13 protein-coding genes are annotated in these 18,200 nt (G+C 59.6%); 6 read left to right on the forward strand and 7 right to left on the reverse strand.

The window, feature by feature from the left end:
• Positions 1 to 42 precede the first annotated feature (42 nt).
• On the reverse strand, positions 43 to 1,965 hold the full coding sequence (locus ACZ0AZ_RS27010; RefSeq protein WP_463538517.1) for an ATP-binding cassette domain-containing protein: 1,923 nt from the start codon (positions 1,963 to 1,965) through the stop codon (positions 43 to 45).
• A 215-nt stretch (positions 1,966 to 2,180) separates the two neighbouring features.
• Between ACZ0AZ_RS27010 and ACZ0AZ_RS27015 the strand changes: the two genes are divergently transcribed.
• Complete coding sequence (locus tag ACZ0AZ_RS27015) at positions 2,181 to 4,109, forward strand: transglycosylase SLT domain-containing protein (protein ID WP_039760801.1); 1,929 nt, start codon at positions 2,181 to 2,183, stop codon at positions 4,107 to 4,109.
• A 92-nt stretch (positions 4,110 to 4,201) separates the two neighbouring features.
• Here ACZ0AZ_RS27015 and ACZ0AZ_RS27020 read toward each other — a convergent pair whose 3' ends face one another.
• A complete protein-coding gene (locus ACZ0AZ_RS27020; RefSeq protein WP_463538518.1) occupies positions 4,202 to 5,974 on the reverse strand; it encodes an ABC transporter transmembrane domain-containing protein in 1,773 nt (590 codons plus the stop codon).
• 259 nt (positions 5,975 to 6,233) lie between these two features.
• On the opposite strand from ACZ0AZ_RS27020, the gene ACZ0AZ_RS27025 reads away from it, so the two are divergent.
• On the forward strand, positions 6,234 to 6,413 hold the full coding sequence (locus ACZ0AZ_RS27025) for a PA1571 family protein (RefSeq protein ID WP_129999689.1): 180 nt from the start codon (positions 6,234 to 6,236) through the stop codon (positions 6,411 to 6,413).
• Between the two features lie 154 nt (positions 6,414 to 6,567).
• Here the strand turns inward: ACZ0AZ_RS27025 and pdxB are convergent, their stop codons facing one another.
• The gene (gene pdxB / locus ACZ0AZ_RS27030) at positions 6,568 to 7,713 is read right to left on the reverse strand and encodes a 4-phosphoerythronate dehydrogenase PdxB (RefSeq protein ID WP_463570596.1); all 1,146 of its coding nucleotides are present in this window, start codon (positions 7,711 to 7,713) and stop codon (positions 6,568 to 6,570) included.
• Between the two features lie 160 nt (positions 7,714 to 7,873).
• On the opposite strand from pdxB, the gene ACZ0AZ_RS27035 reads away from it, so the two are divergent.
• Positions 7,874 to 9,283: an MATE family efflux transporter gene (locus ACZ0AZ_RS27035; protein ID WP_463538519.1), complete on the forward strand. Its 1,410-nt coding sequence runs from the start codon at positions 7,874 to 7,876 to the stop codon at positions 9,281 to 9,283.
• A gap of 49 nt (positions 9,284 to 9,332) precedes the next feature.
• On the opposite strand, the gene tusA is transcribed toward ACZ0AZ_RS27035, so the two are convergent.
• Together tusA and rlmM are read right to left on the reverse strand one after the other, a co-directional pair.
• The gene (tusA, locus tag ACZ0AZ_RS27040) at positions 9,333 to 9,581 is read right to left on the reverse strand and encodes a sulfurtransferase TusA (protein WP_016775503.1); all 249 of its coding nucleotides are present in this window, start codon (positions 9,579 to 9,581) and stop codon (positions 9,333 to 9,335) included.
• Between the two features lie 164 nt (positions 9,582 to 9,745).
• The gene (rlmM, locus tag ACZ0AZ_RS27045) at positions 9,746 to 10,819 is read right to left on the reverse strand and encodes a 23S rRNA (cytidine(2498)-2'-O)-methyltransferase RlmM (protein WP_129999692.1); all 1,074 of its coding nucleotides are present in this window, start codon (positions 10,817 to 10,819) and stop codon (positions 9,746 to 9,748) included.
• A 222-nt stretch (positions 10,820 to 11,041) separates the two neighbouring features.
• On the opposite strand from rlmM, the gene acnA reads away from it, so the two are divergent.
• Positions 11,042 to 13,783 carry an aconitate hydratase AcnA gene (gene acnA / locus ACZ0AZ_RS27050; protein ID WP_463538520.1) on the forward strand — a complete coding sequence of 914 codons (2,742 nt, stop codon included), beginning with the start codon at positions 11,042 to 11,044 and terminating at the stop codon, positions 13,781 to 13,783.
• Between the two features lie 315 nt (positions 13,784 to 14,098).
• Here acnA and ACZ0AZ_RS27055 read toward each other — a convergent pair whose 3' ends face one another.
• Complete coding sequence (locus tag ACZ0AZ_RS27055; protein WP_463538521.1) at positions 14,099 to 14,587, reverse strand: SRPBCC family protein; 489 nt, start codon at positions 14,585 to 14,587, stop codon at positions 14,099 to 14,101.
• A gap of 176 nt (positions 14,588 to 14,763) precedes the next feature.
• On the opposite strand from ACZ0AZ_RS27055, the gene ACZ0AZ_RS27060 reads away from it, so the two are divergent.
• Complete coding sequence (locus tag ACZ0AZ_RS27060) at positions 14,764 to 15,678, forward strand: ADP-ribosylglycohydrolase family protein (RefSeq protein WP_129999695.1); 915 nt, start codon at positions 14,764 to 14,766, stop codon at positions 15,676 to 15,678.
• A 48-nt stretch (positions 15,679 to 15,726) separates the two neighbouring features.
• A complete protein-coding gene (locus tag ACZ0AZ_RS27065; protein ID WP_129999696.1) occupies positions 15,727 to 16,131 on the forward strand; it encodes a lysozyme inhibitor LprI family protein in 405 nt (134 codons plus the stop codon).
• A gap of 46 nt (positions 16,132 to 16,177) precedes the next feature.
• Here ACZ0AZ_RS27065 and mrdA read toward each other — a convergent pair whose 3' ends face one another.
• Positions 16,178 to 18,070, reverse strand: a complete 1,893-nt coding sequence (gene mrdA / locus ACZ0AZ_RS27070) for a penicillin-binding protein 2 (protein WP_463538522.1) — start codon at positions 18,068 to 18,070, stop codon at positions 16,178 to 16,180.
• Between the last annotated feature and the right edge of the window lie 130 nt (positions 18,071 to 18,200).

The raw sequence follows: 18,200 nt of genomic DNA on the forward strand, positions 1-18,200 counted from the left end.
GCGCTCATCACTGAGCGCCGGGCTTTTTTACATCAGGAGCAATCAGGCATCCAGCTCGGCCCAACGCTCCACCAACGCATCCAGCTCGGCCTGCAACTGCTCCAGCGAAGCAATCACTTTGCCCGTTTCCGCCGGCGGACGCTGGTAGAAACCGGCTTCAGCCATTTCCGCTTCAACCGCAGCAATCTGCTGCTCCTTGGCGTCGATGTCGCCCGGCAAGGCTTCCAGCTCGCGCTGCAGCTTGTAGCTCAGTTTCTTCTTGGCAACCGGAGCGGCAGCGGCAGGCGCAGCCACCGGAGCCGGCTCAGCGCTAACCACCGCCGAATTCAGGTCAGCCTTGCCCGACTTGCTTTCAGTCACGCCCAACAGACGCGGCGAGCCGCCCTGACGGATCCAGTCCTGATAGCCACCGACATATTCACGAACCTTGCCTTCGCCTTCGAAGACCAGGGTGCTGGTCACCACGTTATCGAGGAATGCCCGGTCGTGGCTGACCATCAGCACGGTGCCGTTGAAGGTCAGCAGCACCTCTTCGAGCAGCTCGAGGGTTTCCACGTCCAGGTCGTTGGTCGGTTCGTCGAGTACCAGCAGGTTCGCCGGCTTGCTGAACAGCTTCGCCAGCAACAGCCGCGCACGCTCACCACCGGACAACGCCTTGACCGGCGTGCGTGCACGCTGCGGGCTGAACAGGAAGTCGCCGAGATAGCTCAGCACATGGCGGCTCTGACCGTCGATATCGATAAAGTCGCGACCTTCGGCGACGTTGTCGATCACGGTCTTTTCCAGATCCAGCTGATGGCGCAACTGGTCGAAGTAGGCGACGTCGATGCGCGTGCCCTCTTCAACTTTACCGCTGGTCGGTTGCAGACCGCTGAGCATTAGCTTCAACAGTGTGGTCTTGCCGGTACCGTTGGCGCCGAGTAGGCCGATACGGTCGCCGCGCTGCAGGACCATGGAGAAATCCTTGATCAGGAAAGGCCCGCCCGGATGCGCGAAGCTGACGTTCTCCAGCACCATCACCTGTTTGCCGGACTTGTCCGCGGTTTCCAGCTGGATGTTGGCTTTGCCGGTACGCTCGCGACGCTCACTGCGCTCAACGCGCAGGGCTTTCAGGGCGCGGACGCGACCTTCGTTACGGGTGCGCCGGGCCTTGATGCCCTGACGGATCCACACTTCTTCCTGAGCCAGACGCTTGTCGAACAGCGCGTTGGCGGTTTCTTCAGCGGCCAGCGCAGCTTCTTTGTGCACGAGGAAACTGGCGTAGTCGCCGTTCCAGTCGATCAGGCCGCCGCGATCCAGTTCGAGGATGCGCGTGGCGAGGTTTTGCAGGAAGGAACGGTCGTGCGTGATGAACAACACGGCCCCCTGGAAATCCTTCAGCGCTTCTTCGAGCCAGGCAATCGCGCCGATGTCCAGGTGGTTGGTCGGTTCGTCGAGCAGCAGCAGATCCGGTTCGGACACCAGCGCCTGCGCCAGCAGCACGCGACGACGCCAGCCGCCGGACAACTCGGCGAGGGTCTTGTCGGCCGGCAATTGCAGGCGGCTCAGGGTGCTGTCGACCAACGTCTGCAAGCGCCAGCCGTCACGGGCTTCGAGGTCGTGCTGAACGTGCATCAGCTTGTCCAGATCAGCGTCGGTGACAATGTTCTGGCTCAGGTGATGGTATTCGGCGAGCAAGGCGCCAACACCGTCGAGGCCCTCAGCCACCACATCGAATACCGTCCGGTCGTCGGCAACTGGCAATTCTTGCGGCAATTCGCCGATTTTCAGACCGGGGGCACGCCACACCGAACCGTCATCGGGCTTCTGGTCGCCCTTGACCAGTTTCATCATGCTGGACTTGCCAGTGCCGTTGCGGCCGATGATGCACACCCGCTCACCACGGGCGATCTGCCAGGACACCTTGTCCAACAACGGCATAGCGCCGAACGCAAGGGACACATCGCTGAATTTGAGCAGGGTCATGAGCTTCTCCAAAAACCGGGCGCGCATTCTACCTGACTTGAGGCTTCAGCAGGCCGGCAATTTGTCTGTCGAAGCACTCTGCACAACATTTGTTGCGAACTTGTGCAGCGAGGCGCGCAAAGCTTTCGCCGCTTGCTGGCAAAAGGCTAAGCTACAGACAATTCAGTGCGGATCCCGATCGGCACTTGTCATGATTTTCTCTGCCCGGATGTCTCATGCGCAGTCGCCTTTTCAGTGTTTTGTCCTGCTTGTTTCTTACCGCCACTGCCGCTCAATCCGTCCAGGCGGTGGACCTTTCCACCCAACGCCAGTATTACGATGAAGCCAAACGCGCCCTGGCCAAAGGTGATACCGGCCCATATTTGCGCTACAGCCAGGCGCTTGCCGATTATCCGCTGGAACCCTATCTGGCTTACGACGAACTGACCGCGCGCCTGAAGACCGCGAGCAACGCGGAAATCGAGAAATTCCTCGCCGAACACGGTGACCTGCCGCAAGCCAACTGGATGAAACTGCGCTGGTTACGCTGGCTCGCCGACCGTGGCGACTGGGCGACCTTCGTCAAGTATTACGACCCGAAACTGAATTTCACTGAGCTCGATTGCCTCAACGCTCAGTATCAGATCAGCCACGACAAGAAGGCTGAAGGCTATGCCAGTGCGGAAAAACTCTGGCTGACCGGCAAATCGCAACCGGCTGCGTGTGACGCCCTGTTCGGCATCTGGGCTGCCGACGGCCAACTGACCGAGCAGAAACGCTGGGAGCGCACCAAACTTGCCGCGCAGGCACGCAACTATCCGCTGGCCAACAGCCTGATCAACGGCCTGACCACCCTGGCCCCGCGCGGTCGCTTGCTGGTCGACGTGGCGCAGAAACCCGAACTGCTCAACCAGCCGTCGCGCTTCACCCCGGCCGACGAGCCGATGTCCGACGTGGTCAGCCTCGGCCTGCGCCGCCTCGCTCGGCAGGACCCGGACAAGGCCATGGCCCTGCTCGACGGTTACGCCAGCAGCATGCATTTCTCTCGCGATGAAAAAGTCGCGATCGCCCGCGAGATCGGCTTGACCCTCGCCCGGCGTTTCGACAGCCGCGCGCTCGACGTAATGACCAAATACGATCCGGAGCTGCGCGACAACACCGTCTCGGAATGGCGCCTGCGCCTGCTGCTGCGTCTGGCACGCTGGAATGATGCCTACGAGCTGACCAAACGCCTGCCGCAAGACCTCGCCACCACCAACCGTTGGCGCTACTGGCAGGCGCGCAGCCTGGAACTGGCCCAGCCGCAGAACCCGCAAGCGCTGACCCTGTACAAGAATCTGGCGCGGGAACGAGACTTCTACGGCTTCCTCGCCGCAGACCGTTCACAATCGCCTTACTCGCTGAACAACAAGCCGCTGGTGCTCAGCCAGGCGCTGATCAACAAGGTCCGTAACACCCCCGGCGTGCGCCGCGCGCTGGAGTTTCATGCACGCGGGCAGATCGTCGACGGGCGTCGCGAGTGGTATCACGTCAGCCGTCATTTCAACCGCGATGAAATGGTCGCCCAGGCCAAACTGGCCTACGACCTGAAATGGTACTTCCCGGCGATCCGCACCATCAGTCAGGCGCAATACTGGGACGACCTGGATATCCGCTTCCCGATGGCGCACCGCGATACCCTCGTGCGTGAAGCCAAGGTCCGCGGCCTGCATTCGAGCTGGGTGTTCGCCATCACTCGGCAGGAAAGTGCCTTCATGGACGACGCGCGCTCCGGCGTCGGCGCCAGCGGTCTGATGCAGTTGATGCCCGGCACCGCCAAGGAAACCGCGCGCAAGTTCAGCATTCCACTGGCCTCGCCGCAGCAAGTGCTCGATCCGGACAAGAACATCCAGCTCGGCGCCGCTTATCTCAGCCAGGTGCACAGCCAGTTCAACGGTAACCGCGTGCTCGCCTCCGCCGCCTACAACGCCGGCCCCGGCCGCGTGCGTCAGTGGCTGCGCGGCGCCGATCACCTCAGTTTCGACGTCTGGGTGGAAAGCATCCCGTTCGACGAAACCCGCCAGTATGTGCAGAACGTGTTGTCGTACTCGGTGATCTACGGCCAGAAGCTCAACTCGCCGCAACCGCTGGTGGATTGGCATGAGCGATATTTTGATGATCAATGAGCAGGCAGTGACCGCATGAGAATGAAAAATGCCCGCATCGTGAGATACGGGCATTTTTTTTATGGATCATTACCAGTCGGTTACTGGATCGGTTAATCAGGCTGACCATCATTGAACTGCAACGCCGCCAGCCGCGCGTACAGCGGATTGCTGGCGATCAATTGCTGATGTGTCCCCACCGCTACCAGCTTGCCTTGATCCATCACCGCAATTCGATCAGCGTTCTTCACCGTGGCCAGTCGGTGGGCAATCACCAGTGTCGTGCGGTTTTCCATCAGCGTTGGCAGGGCCTGCTGGATCAGATGCTCGCTCTGGGCGTCGAGGGCACTGGTGGCTTCGTCCAGCAGCAGGATCGGCGCGTCCACCAGCAAGGCGCGGGCGATGGCCAGACGCTGGCGCTGACCGCCGGACAATCCGAGGCCGCCGTCGCCGAGGTGAGTCTGATAGCCGTCCGGCATTTGTTCGATGAAGTCATGGGCGTGGGCAATTCGCGCAGCTTCCTTGACCTGCGCGAGCGTGGCCGTCGGGCAGCCGTAGCGAATGTTCTCTTCCACACTGCCGAAAAACAATGCAGGAGTTTGCGAGACCAGCGCGAAACAGCGGCGCAGGTCCAGCGGGTCAAGACTGGTCAGTGGCACGCCATCGAGCAGGATCTGGCCCTCACGCGGATCATAGAAGCGCAGCAACAGGTCGTAGACCGTGGACTTACCCGCCCCCGACGGCCCCACCAACGCCAGGGTTTCGCCCGTCCTCACCCTCAGACTCAAGCCATCGACTGCGTAGCTTTCCGGACGCGAGGGGTAGGAAAAGCGCACGTCACGCAATTCAAGCTCACCTTTGACCCGCACCGGCAACGTCACCACCCCGGTCGCCGGGGGCTGGATGATGCTTTCCGAGCGCAGCAATTCTGCGATGCGTTCAGCGGCACCCGCAGCGCGTTGCAGTTCGCCGATCACTTCGCTCAGCGTGCCGAACGCACTGCCAACAATCAGGCTGTAAAACACGAACGCCGCCAGCTCGCCAGCCGATATGCGCCCGGCCATGACGTCCATACCACCAACCCACAACATCACCGCCACCGCGCCCAGCACCAGGACAATCACCAGAGTGATCAACCACGCCCTCTGGAAGATCCTTTTACGCGCCGTTTCGAACGCCTGCTCGACGGTCGAAGCGAAATGCTGCTCGTCCTGTACCTGATGGTTGTAGGCCTGCACGGTTTTGATCTGAGCAAGGGTTTCCGACACGTAGCTGCCAATGTCGGCGATGCGATCCTGGCTCTGGCGGGACAGATTGCGCACGCGGCGGCCGAAAATCAGGATCGGCGCGATCACCAGTGGCAGGGCGATCACGACAATGCTGGTCAGTTTGGGATTGGTGATGAACAGCAACACCACACCGCCGATCACCATCAGTAGATTGCGCAGAAACAGCGAGAGCGAGGAACCGATCACCGACTGCAGCAGCGTGGTGTCGGCGGTCAGGCGCGACTGGATTTCCGAGCTGCGGTTGTCCTCATAAAAGCCCGGATGCAGATACACCAAGTGATTGAACACTTGCCGGCGAATGTCGGCGACCACGCGCTCGCCAATCCATGAAACAAGATAGAACCGTGCAAAAGTGCCCAGCGCCAACCCGAGCACCAGCAGCATGAAGATACCGATGGACTGATTGAGCAGATGTGGCGAGCGGGTCATGAAACCCTGATCGACCAGCAACTTGATGCCCTGCCCCATCGACAACGTAATGCCCGCTGTGACGATCAACGCGAGCAGCGCGCCGAAAGCATGCCAGCGGTACGGCAGGAGAAAATGACTGGTCAGGCGCAGGGCGCGCCGGTGTCGGGAAGAAAGCATGGAGATCATGGAATTCACGTCTGCGCAGATGAATCGGGCCAGCCTACAGACCCAGATGGGGTGGAACTCTGTAAATCACAATGAGTCAGGTTAAATATGCCCGGGATGTCCGGATGCTAGAAACGATTGGTCTAAGGTTGCGGTTGAGACGAATCGTCATTTCTGTTTGAGTAGAGATGCCGCCCCGCCGACAGACCGCAGGGAGTTGTCACAGCCTGGTCACGTGGCGGTTTTACCTTAGGCACACAACCTGATGAGGAGACAGGCCATGTCCTTGCAACACAGCAGCGAAGACAAGATTGAAGTGATCCGCACCCAACCCGACCAGTCTCTGGGTTGCTCGATTATCGATGAGCAGGGCCGCGAGGTACCGATCACTGAAGACATGATCCAGAACGCCTGCCGCGAACTGGAAAAGCGATTGGTCAAGCCTGCCGAACAAGAGTGATATAGCCACCGTCTTCCTGACCCGGTCCTGAGTGGCCGGGTTTTTTGTATCTGTAATTTAGCTGTGTATCGTGTCGGAGCTGCCGAAGGCTGCGATCTTTTGATCTTCAAAAAGCAAGATCAAGAGATCGCAGCCTCGTTGCACTCGACAGCTCCTACAGGACACGGGTTGCCCCCAGCGCCTCAACCATCTGCCGCAACACCGGCGCATCACCTTCAATCCGCACCTTCAGGCCTTCGATCTCGCGTCGCACCGGGTACTGCTTGCGCAGCACGTCAAACGCCGCACGCTGTTCCGCGACATTTCCCACCAGGCTGCGGCGAAAATCCGCATCATCACGGCGCGGGTCGTACACGCCCCGGCACAGCATCGCCAGCGCCCACGCCGGGTCGCTGTCACCGTGCAAGGAAACTTCCGACAACCAGGTTGCTGGCAGCAGATCGCTGAGCTGAATCGCCGCAGGTTGACCGCTGAAAGCGCAGTAGGCCTGATAGATTTGCGCGGTGCCGCGTTGCTTGCCATCGAGGCTGTAACCGGCGATGTGTGGCGTGGCCAATACGCAGAGCTCCGCCAGCGCAGGGTCAACTTCCGGCTCTTTTTCCCAGACGTCGAGCACCGCTTGCAGGTCCTCGCGCTCCAGCAGCACCTCACGCAGCGCAACGTTATCCACCACAGGGCCGCGCGCCGCATTGATCAGCCATGCACCCTGCTTGAGTTGCTGCAGACGCTGTTGATCGAACAGGTGCCAGGTTGCAGAGTCGCCGCTGCGGGTCAATGGCGTATGCAGACTGATCACGTCGCACTGCTCGATGATCTGCTCGAGACTGACATAATCGCCGCCCTCGGCAGCCTGACGCGGCGGATCGCAAACCCTGACGTTCCAGCCCAAGCCCTTCAGGACCTTGATCAAGCGCCTCCCCACTTCACCGGCGCCGACAACGCCGTAAGTGCGCTGACTCAGATCAACCCCTTCGATTTCGGCCAGTGTCATCAGACTGCCCAGTACGTAATCGACCACGCCCCGGGCATTGCACCCCGGCGCGCTCGACCAGCAGATCCCGGCCTCGTTGAAGTAATCCAGATCCAGATGATCGGTGCCAATGGTGCAGGTGCCGACAAAGCGCACCTTGCTGCCCTCGAGCAGCGCACGATTGACGTTGGTCACCGAGCGCACCAGCAACACATCGGCCTGCTCGACCGTCGTGCGGTCGATGGAGCGACCCGGGACTCGGCGGATGTCGCCGAAACCGGCAAAAAAAGCATCGAGCAGCGGGATATTTTCGTCGGCAACAATCAGCATGGCGGGCTCCTTGGGCGGATCGGCAGTTTAGGTGCAGACGCGTCGATCGGCCAGCAGGGTTTGCGCTTACAAATACGCAACAGAGGATTTTTCCTGACCGAGGCGTCAGCGGCGTAGAATGCATCGCTTTGCGTATCAACACTATCCGGACGCTTTGCCTGTGAACCCTGTAACTGACCAACCTGTCGCCGTCTCCCTGACTCGCCCAGCGCGGATTCGTCTGGAGCTGAAAAATCTGCTCGCCCTGGCGTTGCCGATCATCATCGCGCAACTGGCGACCACCGCCATGGGCTTCGTCGATGCGGTGATGGCCGGGCGCGTCGGGCCCAAGGATCTGGCGGCAGTGGCACTGGGCAACTCGATCTGGGTCCCGGTGTTTCTATTGATGACCGGCACACTATTGGCCACCACGCCAAAAGTCGCTCAACGTTTCGGCGCTGGCAAGCACAGCGAAATCGGCCCGATCGTGCGGCAGGCGCTGTGGCTGGCATTGGTCGTCGGCTTGATCGCTACCTCGATGCTGGTCGCCGCCGAGCCGGTGCTGCACCTGATGAAGGTCGATCCCGAATTGATCGGCCCGTGCATGCAATACCTGCACGGCATCGCCAGCGGCTTGCCGGCGGTGGCCTTTTATCACGTGCTGCGCTGCACCAGCGACGGCATCGGTCGCACCCGCCCGGCCATGGTGCTGGGCCTCTGCGGTCTGGCGCTGAACATTCCCCTGAACTACATCTTCATCTATGGCCACTTCGGCGTGCCCGCCATGGGCGGCGTCGGCTGCGGCTGGGCCACGGCGATCGTGATGTGGGTGATGGCGCTGGGCATGGCCGGTTACGAACGCTGGGCGCCAGCCTATCGCTCGAGCGAACTGTTCAGCCGCTTCGACTGGCCGCAGTGGGCGGTGATCAAGCGTCTGCTGTCGATTGGTTTACCGATCGGCATAGCGGTGTTTGCCGAGTCGAGCATTTTCGCCGTGATTGCACTGCTGATCGGCAGCCTCGGGGCGACGGTGGTGGCCGGGCATCAGATCGCGCTGAACGTCAGCTCGCTGGTGTTCATGATTCCCTATTCGCTGGGCATGGCGGTCACCGTGCGCGTCGGCCAGGCGCTGGGCCGCGAGGAACCCCGTGAGGCGCGTTTCGCTGCAGGTGTCGGCATGGGCACCGCACTGGCCTACGCCTGCCTGTCGGCGAGCCTGATGCTGGCTCTGCGCGAGCCGATTGCGGCGATCTATACCGCTGATCCGACGGTGATTCACATTGCGGCCATGCTGATCGTCTATTCGGCGCTGTTCCAGTTTTCCGATGCGATTCAGGTGACTGCAGCCGGCGCGCTGCGTGGTTATCAGGACACGCGGGTGACGATGATCCTGACTCTGTTCGCCTACTGGGGCATTGGTTTGCCGGTCGGTTACGCGCTGGGCCTGACCGATTGGCTCGGCGAGCCACGGGGCCCGAGCGGGTTGTGGCAGGGTCTGATTGTCGGTTTGAGCTGCGCGGCGCTGATGCTGTCAATCCGGCTGACACGCAGTGCGCGCAAGCGAATCCGGATCAGTCGTTCGGCGGGTTGATCACCCATAAAAAAAGACCTGCATTTGCAGGTCTTTTTTTTGCCCTGATTCAGGACTTCTTGCGGATCCAGTAAAGATAGGTGCCGGCCTCTTCATGCTGGCTGACCAGTTCATGGTCAAGAAACACGCAGAACTTGGGGATATCGCGCTTGGTCGAGGGATCGGTGGCGATCACCTTGAGCAGGCCGCCGGGCACCAGATCGCGGATGTGCTGGTGCAACATCATCACCGGCTCCGGGCAATTGAGGCCGGTGGCGTCGAGGGTGCCGTCGACCGGGGTATCGATCATTTCACTCATGGTTCACTCCAGAAACTGGCCGGCATTGTCGCGCATTGCTTGGGATATCGTCCAACCCATGTGGCAGCGAGCCTGCTCGCGAATGCGGTGCTTCATCCAACATTGATGTCGGCTGACAAGACGCTTTCGCGAGCAGGCTCGCTCCCACAAGAGTTCGCTCTGCTTCAGCGGGACTTGGGCTTTTTGCTGTCGTGCCGGCGCAGATGGCAAGTCACCTCCTCACGATCGTGATACAGCTGCTTGCAGCCGATATCAACCTTGATCCCCCGTGCCTTGAATCCATCGGCAATGCGCTCGAGCAGCCGCTTCACTTCGGCATAACGCTGCTTCATCGGCAACTTCAGGTTGACCACCGCCTCGCGGCAATGTCCCTCGCCAATCCACTCTTCCAGCATCGCGGCGTTGCGCGCCGGTTTCTCGACGATGTCGCAAACCATCCAGTCCACCGGCTGCTTGGGCTTGAAGGTAAATCCGTCCGCCATCAGATGCTGGACCAGCCCGGTTTCCATCAGGCTTTCAGCCATCGGGCCGTTGTCGATCGCCGTCACCAGCATGCCACGGTTGACCAGTTGCCAAGTCCAGCCCCCCGGCGCGGCGCCGAGGTCGACACCGGTCATATCGCTGTGCAGGCGATCTTCCCACTGATCACGCGGGATGAAGTGGTGCCACGCCTCTTCCAGCTTCAGGGTCGAACGGCTTGGCGCTTCGCGGGGAAATTTCAGGCGTGGAATGCCCATCGGCCACATCGCCGAATTGCCGGCATCGGCCAGGCCGAGAAAAACTTCGCGGCCGCTTTTGAAAGTCAGCAACAAACGCGGCTTGCTGGCGTCCTCCACCAGTTTGCCAGCGGCGATCAGTGCCTTGCGCAGCGGGCCTTCGAACTTCTTGCAGAAGTTCGACAGCTCCTTGCCGTCATTGGTATCGACCACTTCCAGCCACAGACTGCCGCACACCGGGAAATCGGCCATGTGCGCGAGAATCACGCTGATCCGATCGTTTTCCGGCAGATCGATGAAAAAGCCGCGCGCCCACTGCCGCGGGAAGATCAGTTCGGCGAAACGCTGCCCGCGCATCAGGCGTTCGGCACCGTCTGCTTCGGTGCAGACAAACTCGGCGCAGGCCGCAGCCGTTTTGGCTTTGGCGTAACCGGCGACATTGAGACGGGCGGCAAGGTCGGAAATCTCCGAACAGACTTCGCCTTCGAAGCCGGGCCGGCAATGCATGAATAGGGTGTTCATTCTTACTCCTGGGCAGCGGTCGATCATTCGACCGCTGCGCGATGCTCAAGCCTTGCGTTGCCGCAATGCCTGTCACGAAAACCGGCGCATGATAGCCGAAGTCGGAACCTTGGTTCCGTCCATAGAGTCCAGTTATTAGCCAGCTACTCAAAACAGGGCTAGGTTTAATGCTCTGCCCGTCCCCTCAGTCCGTAGCCGTGCGGACTCAAAGGAGTGATCGTAATGCCGTCCCTCGATAGTCTGAAATCACTGAAAACCCTACAAATCGACGCCACGACCTACCATTATTTCAGCCTGCCGGAAGCCGCCAAGAGCCTGGGCGACCTCGACAAGCTGCCGATGTCGTTGAAGGTGCTGTTGGAAAACCTGCTGCGCTGGGAAGACGAAAAAACCGTCACCGGCGCCGACCTCAAAACCATCGCCGCCTGGCTCAAGGAGCGCCGCTCCGATCGAGAAATCCAGTACCGCCCTGCCCGTGTATTGATGCAGGATTTTACCGGCGTTCCCGCCGTGGTCGATCTCGCCGCCATGCGTGCGGCAATGGCCAAGGCCGGCGGCGATCCGCAGCGGATCAACCCGTTGTCGCCGGTGGATCTGGTAATCGACCACTCGGTAATGGTCGACAGGTTTGGCAGCGCCAGTGCGTTTGAACAGAACGTCGACATCGAAATGCAACGCAACGGCGAGCGCTATGCCTTCCTGCGCTGGGGCCAGAGTGCGTTCGATAACTTCAGCGTGGTACCGCCGGGCACCGGCATCTGCCACCAGGTCAACCTTGAATACCTCGGCCGCACCGTGTGGACCAAAGACGAGGATGGCCGCACCTACGCCTTCCCCGACACCCTGGTAGGCACCGACTCCCACACCACCATGATCAACGGTCTCGGCGTGCTCGGCTGGGGCGTTGGCGGGATCGAAGCGGAAGCGGCGATGCTCGGGCAACCGGTGTCGATGCTGATTCCCGAAGTGATCGGCTTCAAACTCACCGGCAAGCTCAAGGAAGGCATCACCGCTACCGATCTGGTGCTGACCGTGACGCAGATGCTGCGCAAGAAAGGCGTGGTCGGCAAATTCGTCGAATTCTATGGCGACGGTCTCGCCGATCTGCCACTGGCCGACCGTGCAACGATCGCCAACATGGCTCCAGAGTACGGAGCGACATGCGGTTTCTTCCCGGTCGATGATGTCACGCTGGAATACCTCCGCTTGTCTGGCCGGCCGCCGGAAGTAGTGAAATTGGTCGAGGCGTACACCAAGGCTCAAGGCCTGTGGCGTCTGCCGGGTCAGGAGCCAGTGTTCACCGACAGCCTGGCGCTGGACATGGGCAGCGTCGAAGCCAGTCTGGCCGGGCCGAAACGTCCGCAGGATCGCGTCTCGCTGCCGAACGTCGCGCAAGCCTTCAGTGATTTCATCGACCTGCAATTCAAACCCACCAGCAAGGAAGAAGGACGCCTGGAAAGCGAGGGCGGTGGCGGCGTCGCCGTGGGCAACGCCGATCTGGTCGGCGAAGCGGACTACGAATACGAGGGCAAGACCTATCGCCTGAAAAACGGTGCTGTGGTCATCGCCGCGATCACTTCCTGCACCAACACTTCCAACCCGAGCGTGATGATGGCGGCCGGGTTGCTGGCGAAGAAAGCCGTGGAGAAAGGTCTGACGCGCAAGCCTTGGGTGAAGAGTTCATTGGCGCCGGGTTCGAAAGTCGTCACCGACTACTACAAGGCTGCCGGACTGACGCAGTACCTCGATCAACTCGGTTTTTCGCTGGTCGGCTATGGCTGCACCACCTGCATCGGCAACTCCGGGCCACTGCCGGAGCCAATCGAGAAAGCCATTCAGAAAGCCGATCTGACCGTCGCATCGGTACTGTCCGGCAACCGCAACTTCGAAGGTCGCGTGCACCCGCTGGTGAAAACCAACTGGTTGGCCTCGCCACCGCTGGTTGTCGCTTACGCATTGGCCGGCAGTGTGCGTACCGATATCAGCAGCGAACCGCTGGGCGAGGATCAACAGGGCAATCCGGTGTATCTGCGCGATATCTGGCCGAGCAGCCGGGAAATCGCCGAAGCGGTTAATCAGGTCAACACAGCAATGTTCCACAAGGAATACGCCGAAGTGTTTGCCGGCGACGAGCAATGGCAAGCCATCGAGGTGCCGCAAGCGGCGACTTACGTGTGGCAGGACGATTCGACCTACATCCAGCATCCACCTTTCTTCGACAATATCTCCGGTCCTCTGCCGGAGGTGAAAGATGTCAAAGGCGCGCGGGTATTGGCTTTGCTCGGTGATTCGGTAACCACAGACCACATCTCCCCCGCCGGCAATATCAAGGTCGACAGCCCCGCTGGGCGTTATCTGCAGGAGAAAGGTGTCGAGCCGCGCGACTTCAACTCCTACGGTTCACGTCGTGGCAACCATGAAGTGATGATGCGCGGCACGTTTGCCAACATCCGTATTCGCAACGAAATGCTCGGGGGCGAGGAAGGTGGCAATACGATTTACATCCCCACCGGGGAAAAAATGGCGATTTACGATGCAGCCATGAAATATCAAGCGTCGGGCACGCCTCTGGTGGTGATTGCCGGCCAGGAATATGGCACCGGATCAAGCCGTGACTGGGCGGCCAAGGGTACCAATCTGCTCGGCGTCAAAGCGGTGATCGCAGAAAGCTTCGAGCGTATTCACCGCTCCAATCTGGTCGGGATGGGCGTCCTGCCGTTGCAGTTCAAGCTTGATCAGAATCGCAAGAGTCTCAACCTGACCGGCAAAGAGACGTTCGAGATTTTGGGATTGACCGGCGTTGAGCTGACGCCGCGAATGAACTTGCCGTTGGTGATTACTCGCGAGGATGGGCGTCAGGAAAAGATCGAAGTCCTGTGCCGCATCGATACGCTGAATGAGGTCGAGTACTTCAAATCCGGGGGGATTCTGCATTATGTGTTGCGGCAGTTGATTGCTTCGTAACGGGGTGACATTCGCGCAGGCTGCGATCTCTTTGACTTGGGTTTATAAGAGCAAGATCAAAAGATCGCAGCCTTCGGCAGCCCCTACATACAGGCGAAAAAAAACCCGCCGAAGCGGGTTTTTCCCAAGACCATTATCGACTCCCTGTCGGCAGCGATCCTTGCAATGGTCGATCGTCCATGATCCTGAAACACTCCCTGTGTCCCAGTTGATGTGTGTAGATTACCCAGTGGATCCAATCAGCAATAGTCGTAAAAGCTACCAACTCGTGTAAGACATTCGCCATACAAACACTTCCGAAAACCCTTAGGCCCGTCAGGCACCGCCGCTTTCGCGAGCCTTGGCGCTTTCGGCGAGAAACTGTTCAAGCCTGCTCAGCTGCTCCTCCCAGCCGCGACTGTCCATGTAGTACGCCTCTTTCTGGCGGATATCAGGGATGTGCGCGAAGCCGGATTCCGAGACCTTGAGCAAAGTGCCGTTTTCGAAGTCCTGTAATTCGAACTTGACCAGGGTGGTGGGCTCTTGCGAGTAGTCGATGTTCGGGTTGACCGCGTACGGGTGCCAGCGAAAGGAAAACAACTGCTGCGGCTCGACCCGCTCGATCAGCACATTCCACAAGACGTGTTCATAACCGGGGTAAGTGACCTGGCCCTGCGTCCACTCGCCGGCAATGAAACGCCGGCCCTCGAGCGCCACGCCAAACCACTGGCCAAACGCCTCCGCATCGACCAATGCGCGCCAGACGTGGGAACGCGACGCCTTGAGCGTGATCTTGCGTTCGAAACTGTTAGGTACTGGTTTCATACGTCACCTCCTGTTCTGAACACTAGGCTTGTATGACCACATGTCCAATGCGAAGTTGTATCCAGGCGCTGCAGACATCGATTCGAGCGGACACATCCTGCCGTAGTTTGCGCTCTGTGATCGGCGCAGCCTGACCTGTTATCTTTCCAGCGAATCCGCAGAAACAAGGACGAATCATGCAGCCCTCTCTTGCCGATCGGTATCGCGGCGCCCTCCTCGGCCTGGCTTGCGGCGATGCGGTCGGCACAACAGTTGAGTTCCAGCCGCGAGGATCATTCCAGCCGCTGAGCGACATGGTCGGCGGCGGCCCGTTCCAGCTTAAGCCAGGGCAGTGGACCGATGACACTTCAATGGCACTTTGTCTAGCCGAGAGCCTGCTGCGCAAAAACGGTTTTGACGCGGCCGATCAAATGGGCCGCTACCTCAATTGGTGGAAATGGGGATACCTGAGTTCCACCGGTGAATGTTTCGACATCGGCATGACCGTCAGCCAGGCGCTGGAACAGTATCAGCGAACCGGGGAGCCTTTCGCAGGCTCGACTGACCCGTTAACTGCCGGCAACGGATCGCTGATGCGATTGGCGCCCGTCGTGCTGTTCTATTTTCCTGATTTTCGACAGATCCAGACCTCCGCTGCCGATTGCTCGCGCACAACCCATGCCGCGCCGGAGGCAATCGAGTGCTGCCAATTGCTGGCTGATCTGATCACTAGAGCGCTTGAGGGTGCGGAGAAAACACAGCTTCGCCGGTCGCCATTGTTAGAGCTTTCCCAGCCCAAGGTGGTTGCTATCGCGCAGGGCGATTACCTCGATAAAACGGAAAACGAAATCAAAGGCAGCGGCTATAGCGTGCAATCACTGGAAGCTGCCTTGTGGTGTTTCCATCGAACGCAGACCTACGCTGACGCGGTATTGAAAGCAGCCAATCTCGGAGATGATGCGGATACTACAGCGGCTATCGTGGGTCAGTTGGCCGGCGCTTACTATGGCGTTCGCGCGATTCCTGAGCACTGGCTGGAGCAGCTGCATGAAGGCGAGGAAATCGCAGCCATGGCGGATCGCTTGCTGGAAGCTTCCAGGTCACGTACCTGATCATCGCTACACTAATTTGCTCTTTTCCCTTGATACAGCGAGAACCTCATGTCAAAGCCTCTGCTTCTGGCCTTCGCGCCCTTTTTGTTTTTCCCTTTCGCCCATGCCGCCGATGATTGTGCCAACGCCAGCGATCAGGCGACGATGAATCAATGCGCGGGGCAAGCGTTCAAAGCGGCAGACAAGGAATTGAACGCGGTTTACCAGCAGATCACCGGACGCTTGAAAGACAATCCAGACGGCAAGAAGCTGTTGGTGGGCGCACAGCGGGCATGGATTGGATTTCGGGACTCGGAATGTAAATTTTCGGCATCAGGAGTGGCGGGCGGGAGTGTTTATCCATTGATTTACAGCGATTGCCTGACCAGCATGACCAAGACGCGTGTCGAGGCGCTCAAGCAATATTTGAAATGTGAGGAAGGTGACATGAGTTGCCCGGTTCCTGGGGCGTAAGCGCAGGCTCAGCTAGCGTGAGCCTGCGCTGCGGAGCCACCATGCGTCAGACGTGCGGATCACCCGGTGCTTTACTCGGCGCAGCATATTGGGGCTTCAGGTGGCCATCCTGATCGAGTAACCAGGCATCCATGATCTGCCGGACCACTGGCCCTGCCACTCGGCCCCCTGCCTCGCCATTCTCGATCATTACCGAGATGGCGATCTTTGGATGCTCTGCCGGTGCGAATCCAACAAACAAAGCGTTGTCACGGTGACGCTCGAGGGTTTTTTCGCGGTTGTAGCGCTCCCCCTGCTTGATCGCCACCACTTGCGCCGTACCACTCTTGCCGGCGATGCGGTATTGCGCCCCCGCAGCGGCCGCACGGGCAATGCCTCGAGCATCGTGCATGACCATCTGCATACCGTGGTTGACCTGCTCCCAATCGCGCGGGTCCTTGAGCAGGATGTTCGGCATCGGGTGCTCGTCGACCGGCGCTACGCCGTCGACCGATTTGGCCAGGTGCGGCCGGTTCCATATTCCTTTGTTGGCAATCAGTGCAGTAGCTTGGGCCAATTGCAGCGGCGTGACCTGCATGTAGCCTTGGCCGATGCCAAGAATAACGGTTTCACCGGGATACCAGGCCTGTCGCCGCGTTGCGCGTTTCCAGGCTTGCGACGGCATCAGACCGGGAGACTCTTCAAACATGTCCAGCGAGACTTTTTCACCGAGGCCAAACATCGCCATGTAATCATGCAGACGATCGATGCCAAGCTTGTGCGCCAAGTCGTAGAAGTAAGTGTCGTTGGAGCGCATGATCGCCGCGTCCATGTCCACCCAGCCGTCACCGCTGTGGTTCCAGTTGCGGTACTTGTGGTCGAAGTCCGGCAGTTGGTAGTAGCCGGGATCGAAGACGCGGGTTTGTGGGGTCACGACGCCGGCGTCCAGGCCTGCGATAGCGACTTCTGGTTTGATCGTCGAGCCTGGGGCGTACAGGCCGCGCAATACTCGGTTGAACAGCGGCCGGTCAATGGAATCCCGCAGCGCCGAGTATTCCTTTGAGCTGATACCCGTGACGAACAGATTCGGATCGAAGCTGGGATTGCTGACCATGGCCAGCACTTCTCCGGTGGATGGATCAAGAGCAACCACGGATCCACGGCGATCACCCAACGCGGCTTCGGCGGCTTCCTGCAATTTCACGTCGAGGCTCAGAACGATGTTTTTGCCGGGCACCGGATCGGTGTGCTTGAGTACCCGCAGCACTCGGCCTTGAGCGTTGGTTTCGACTTCTTCGTAACCGACATGGCCATGCAGCTGCGCTTCATAAAAACGCTCGATACCAGTTTTACCAATGGACTGCGTACCTCGGTATTCCACGGAGTCGAGAGTTTTCGATTCTTTTTCATTGATCCGACCGACATAACCGATCGAATGGGCGAAATGTGCGCCCAGGGGATAGTGCCGGACAAACTGCGGCTCGACATCAATGCCCGGCAAGCGAAACTCGTTAACCGCCAGGACGGCAATCTGCTCTTCCGTCAGCTCATAAAACAGGGTGACCGGTGTGAACGGATGCCGGGATTGCTTCATCGCCTTGTCGAATACCGTGCGGTCTTCAGCAGGCAAGTGCAGCAAGTTGATGACTTCGTCCAATTCTTGATTGACGTCGGTGGCCCGCTCACGGGTGATGGTCAGGTTGTAGCTGGGGCGATTGTCGGCGAGCAACACACCGTTGCGGTCGTAGATCAATCCACGCGTTGGCGGTATCGGGAGGACATGGACGCGATTGTTTTCGGAGATGGTCGAGTGGTAGTCGAATTCCACGACCTGAAGGATGTACAGGCGCACCACCAGAGCGCAGCTGATGGCGAAGACAAACAGAGCGCAGGCGATCAATCGTTTGTTGACCAGCCGCGTCTCTTTTTCATGATCCTTGATCGGGATTGGTTCAGGCATTTCTACAGCAACTCTTTGACATAAATGAGTGCCGATCCGTGGGCAGGACATCAGTCCGTTAAAAAACGAGCTGCACCATACCAAAACTCGCCATCCACTTCAGGATGAATTTCCCCGATGGCAGGCCGAA

Source organism: Pseudomonas sp. AC239 (assembly GCF_979258545.1).

Excerpts from the sequence above, each read along its gene's own strand:
- ACZ0AZ_RS27010 (WP_463538517.1), bottom strand. The coding sequence starts at position 1,965 with ATGACCCTGCTCAAATTCAGCGATGTGTCCCTTGCGTTCGGCGCTATG.
- ACZ0AZ_RS27015 (WP_039760801.1), top strand. The coding sequence starts at position 2,181 with ATGCGCAGTCGCCTTTTCAGTGTTTTGTCCTGCTTGTTTCTTACCGCC.
- ACZ0AZ_RS27020 (WP_463538518.1), bottom strand. The coding sequence starts at position 5,974 with ATGATCTCCATGCTTTCTTCCCGACACCGGCGCGCCCTGCGCCTGACC.
- ACZ0AZ_RS27025 (WP_129999689.1), top strand. The coding sequence starts at position 6,234 with ATGTCCTTGCAACACAGCAGCGAAGACAAGATTGAAGTGATCCGCACC.
- pdxB (WP_463570596.1), bottom strand. The coding sequence starts at position 7,713 with ATGCTGATTGTTGCCGACGAAAATATCCCGCTGCTCGATGCTTTTTTT.
- tusA (WP_016775503.1), bottom strand. The coding sequence starts at position 9,581 with ATGAGTGAAATGATCGATACCCCGGTCGACGGCACCCTCGACGCCACC.
- rlmM (WP_129999692.1), bottom strand. The coding sequence starts at position 10,819 with ATGAACACCCTATTCATGCATTGCCGGCCCGGCTTCGAAGGCGAAGTC.
- acnA (WP_463538520.1), top strand. The coding sequence starts at position 11,042 with ATGCCGTCCCTCGATAGTCTGAAATCACTGAAAACCCTACAAATCGAC.
- ACZ0AZ_RS27055 (WP_463538521.1), bottom strand. The coding sequence starts at position 14,587 with ATGAAACCAGTACCTAACAGTTTCGAACGCAAGATCACGCTCAAGGCG.
- ACZ0AZ_RS27060 (WP_129999695.1), top strand. The coding sequence starts at position 14,764 with ATGCAGCCCTCTCTTGCCGATCGGTATCGCGGCGCCCTCCTCGGCCTG.
- ACZ0AZ_RS27065 (WP_129999696.1), top strand. The coding sequence starts at position 15,727 with ATGTCAAAGCCTCTGCTTCTGGCCTTCGCGCCCTTTTTGTTTTTCCCT.
- mrdA (WP_463538522.1), bottom strand. The coding sequence starts at position 18,070 with ATGCCTGAACCAATCCCGATCAAGGATCATGAAAAAGAGACGCGGCTG.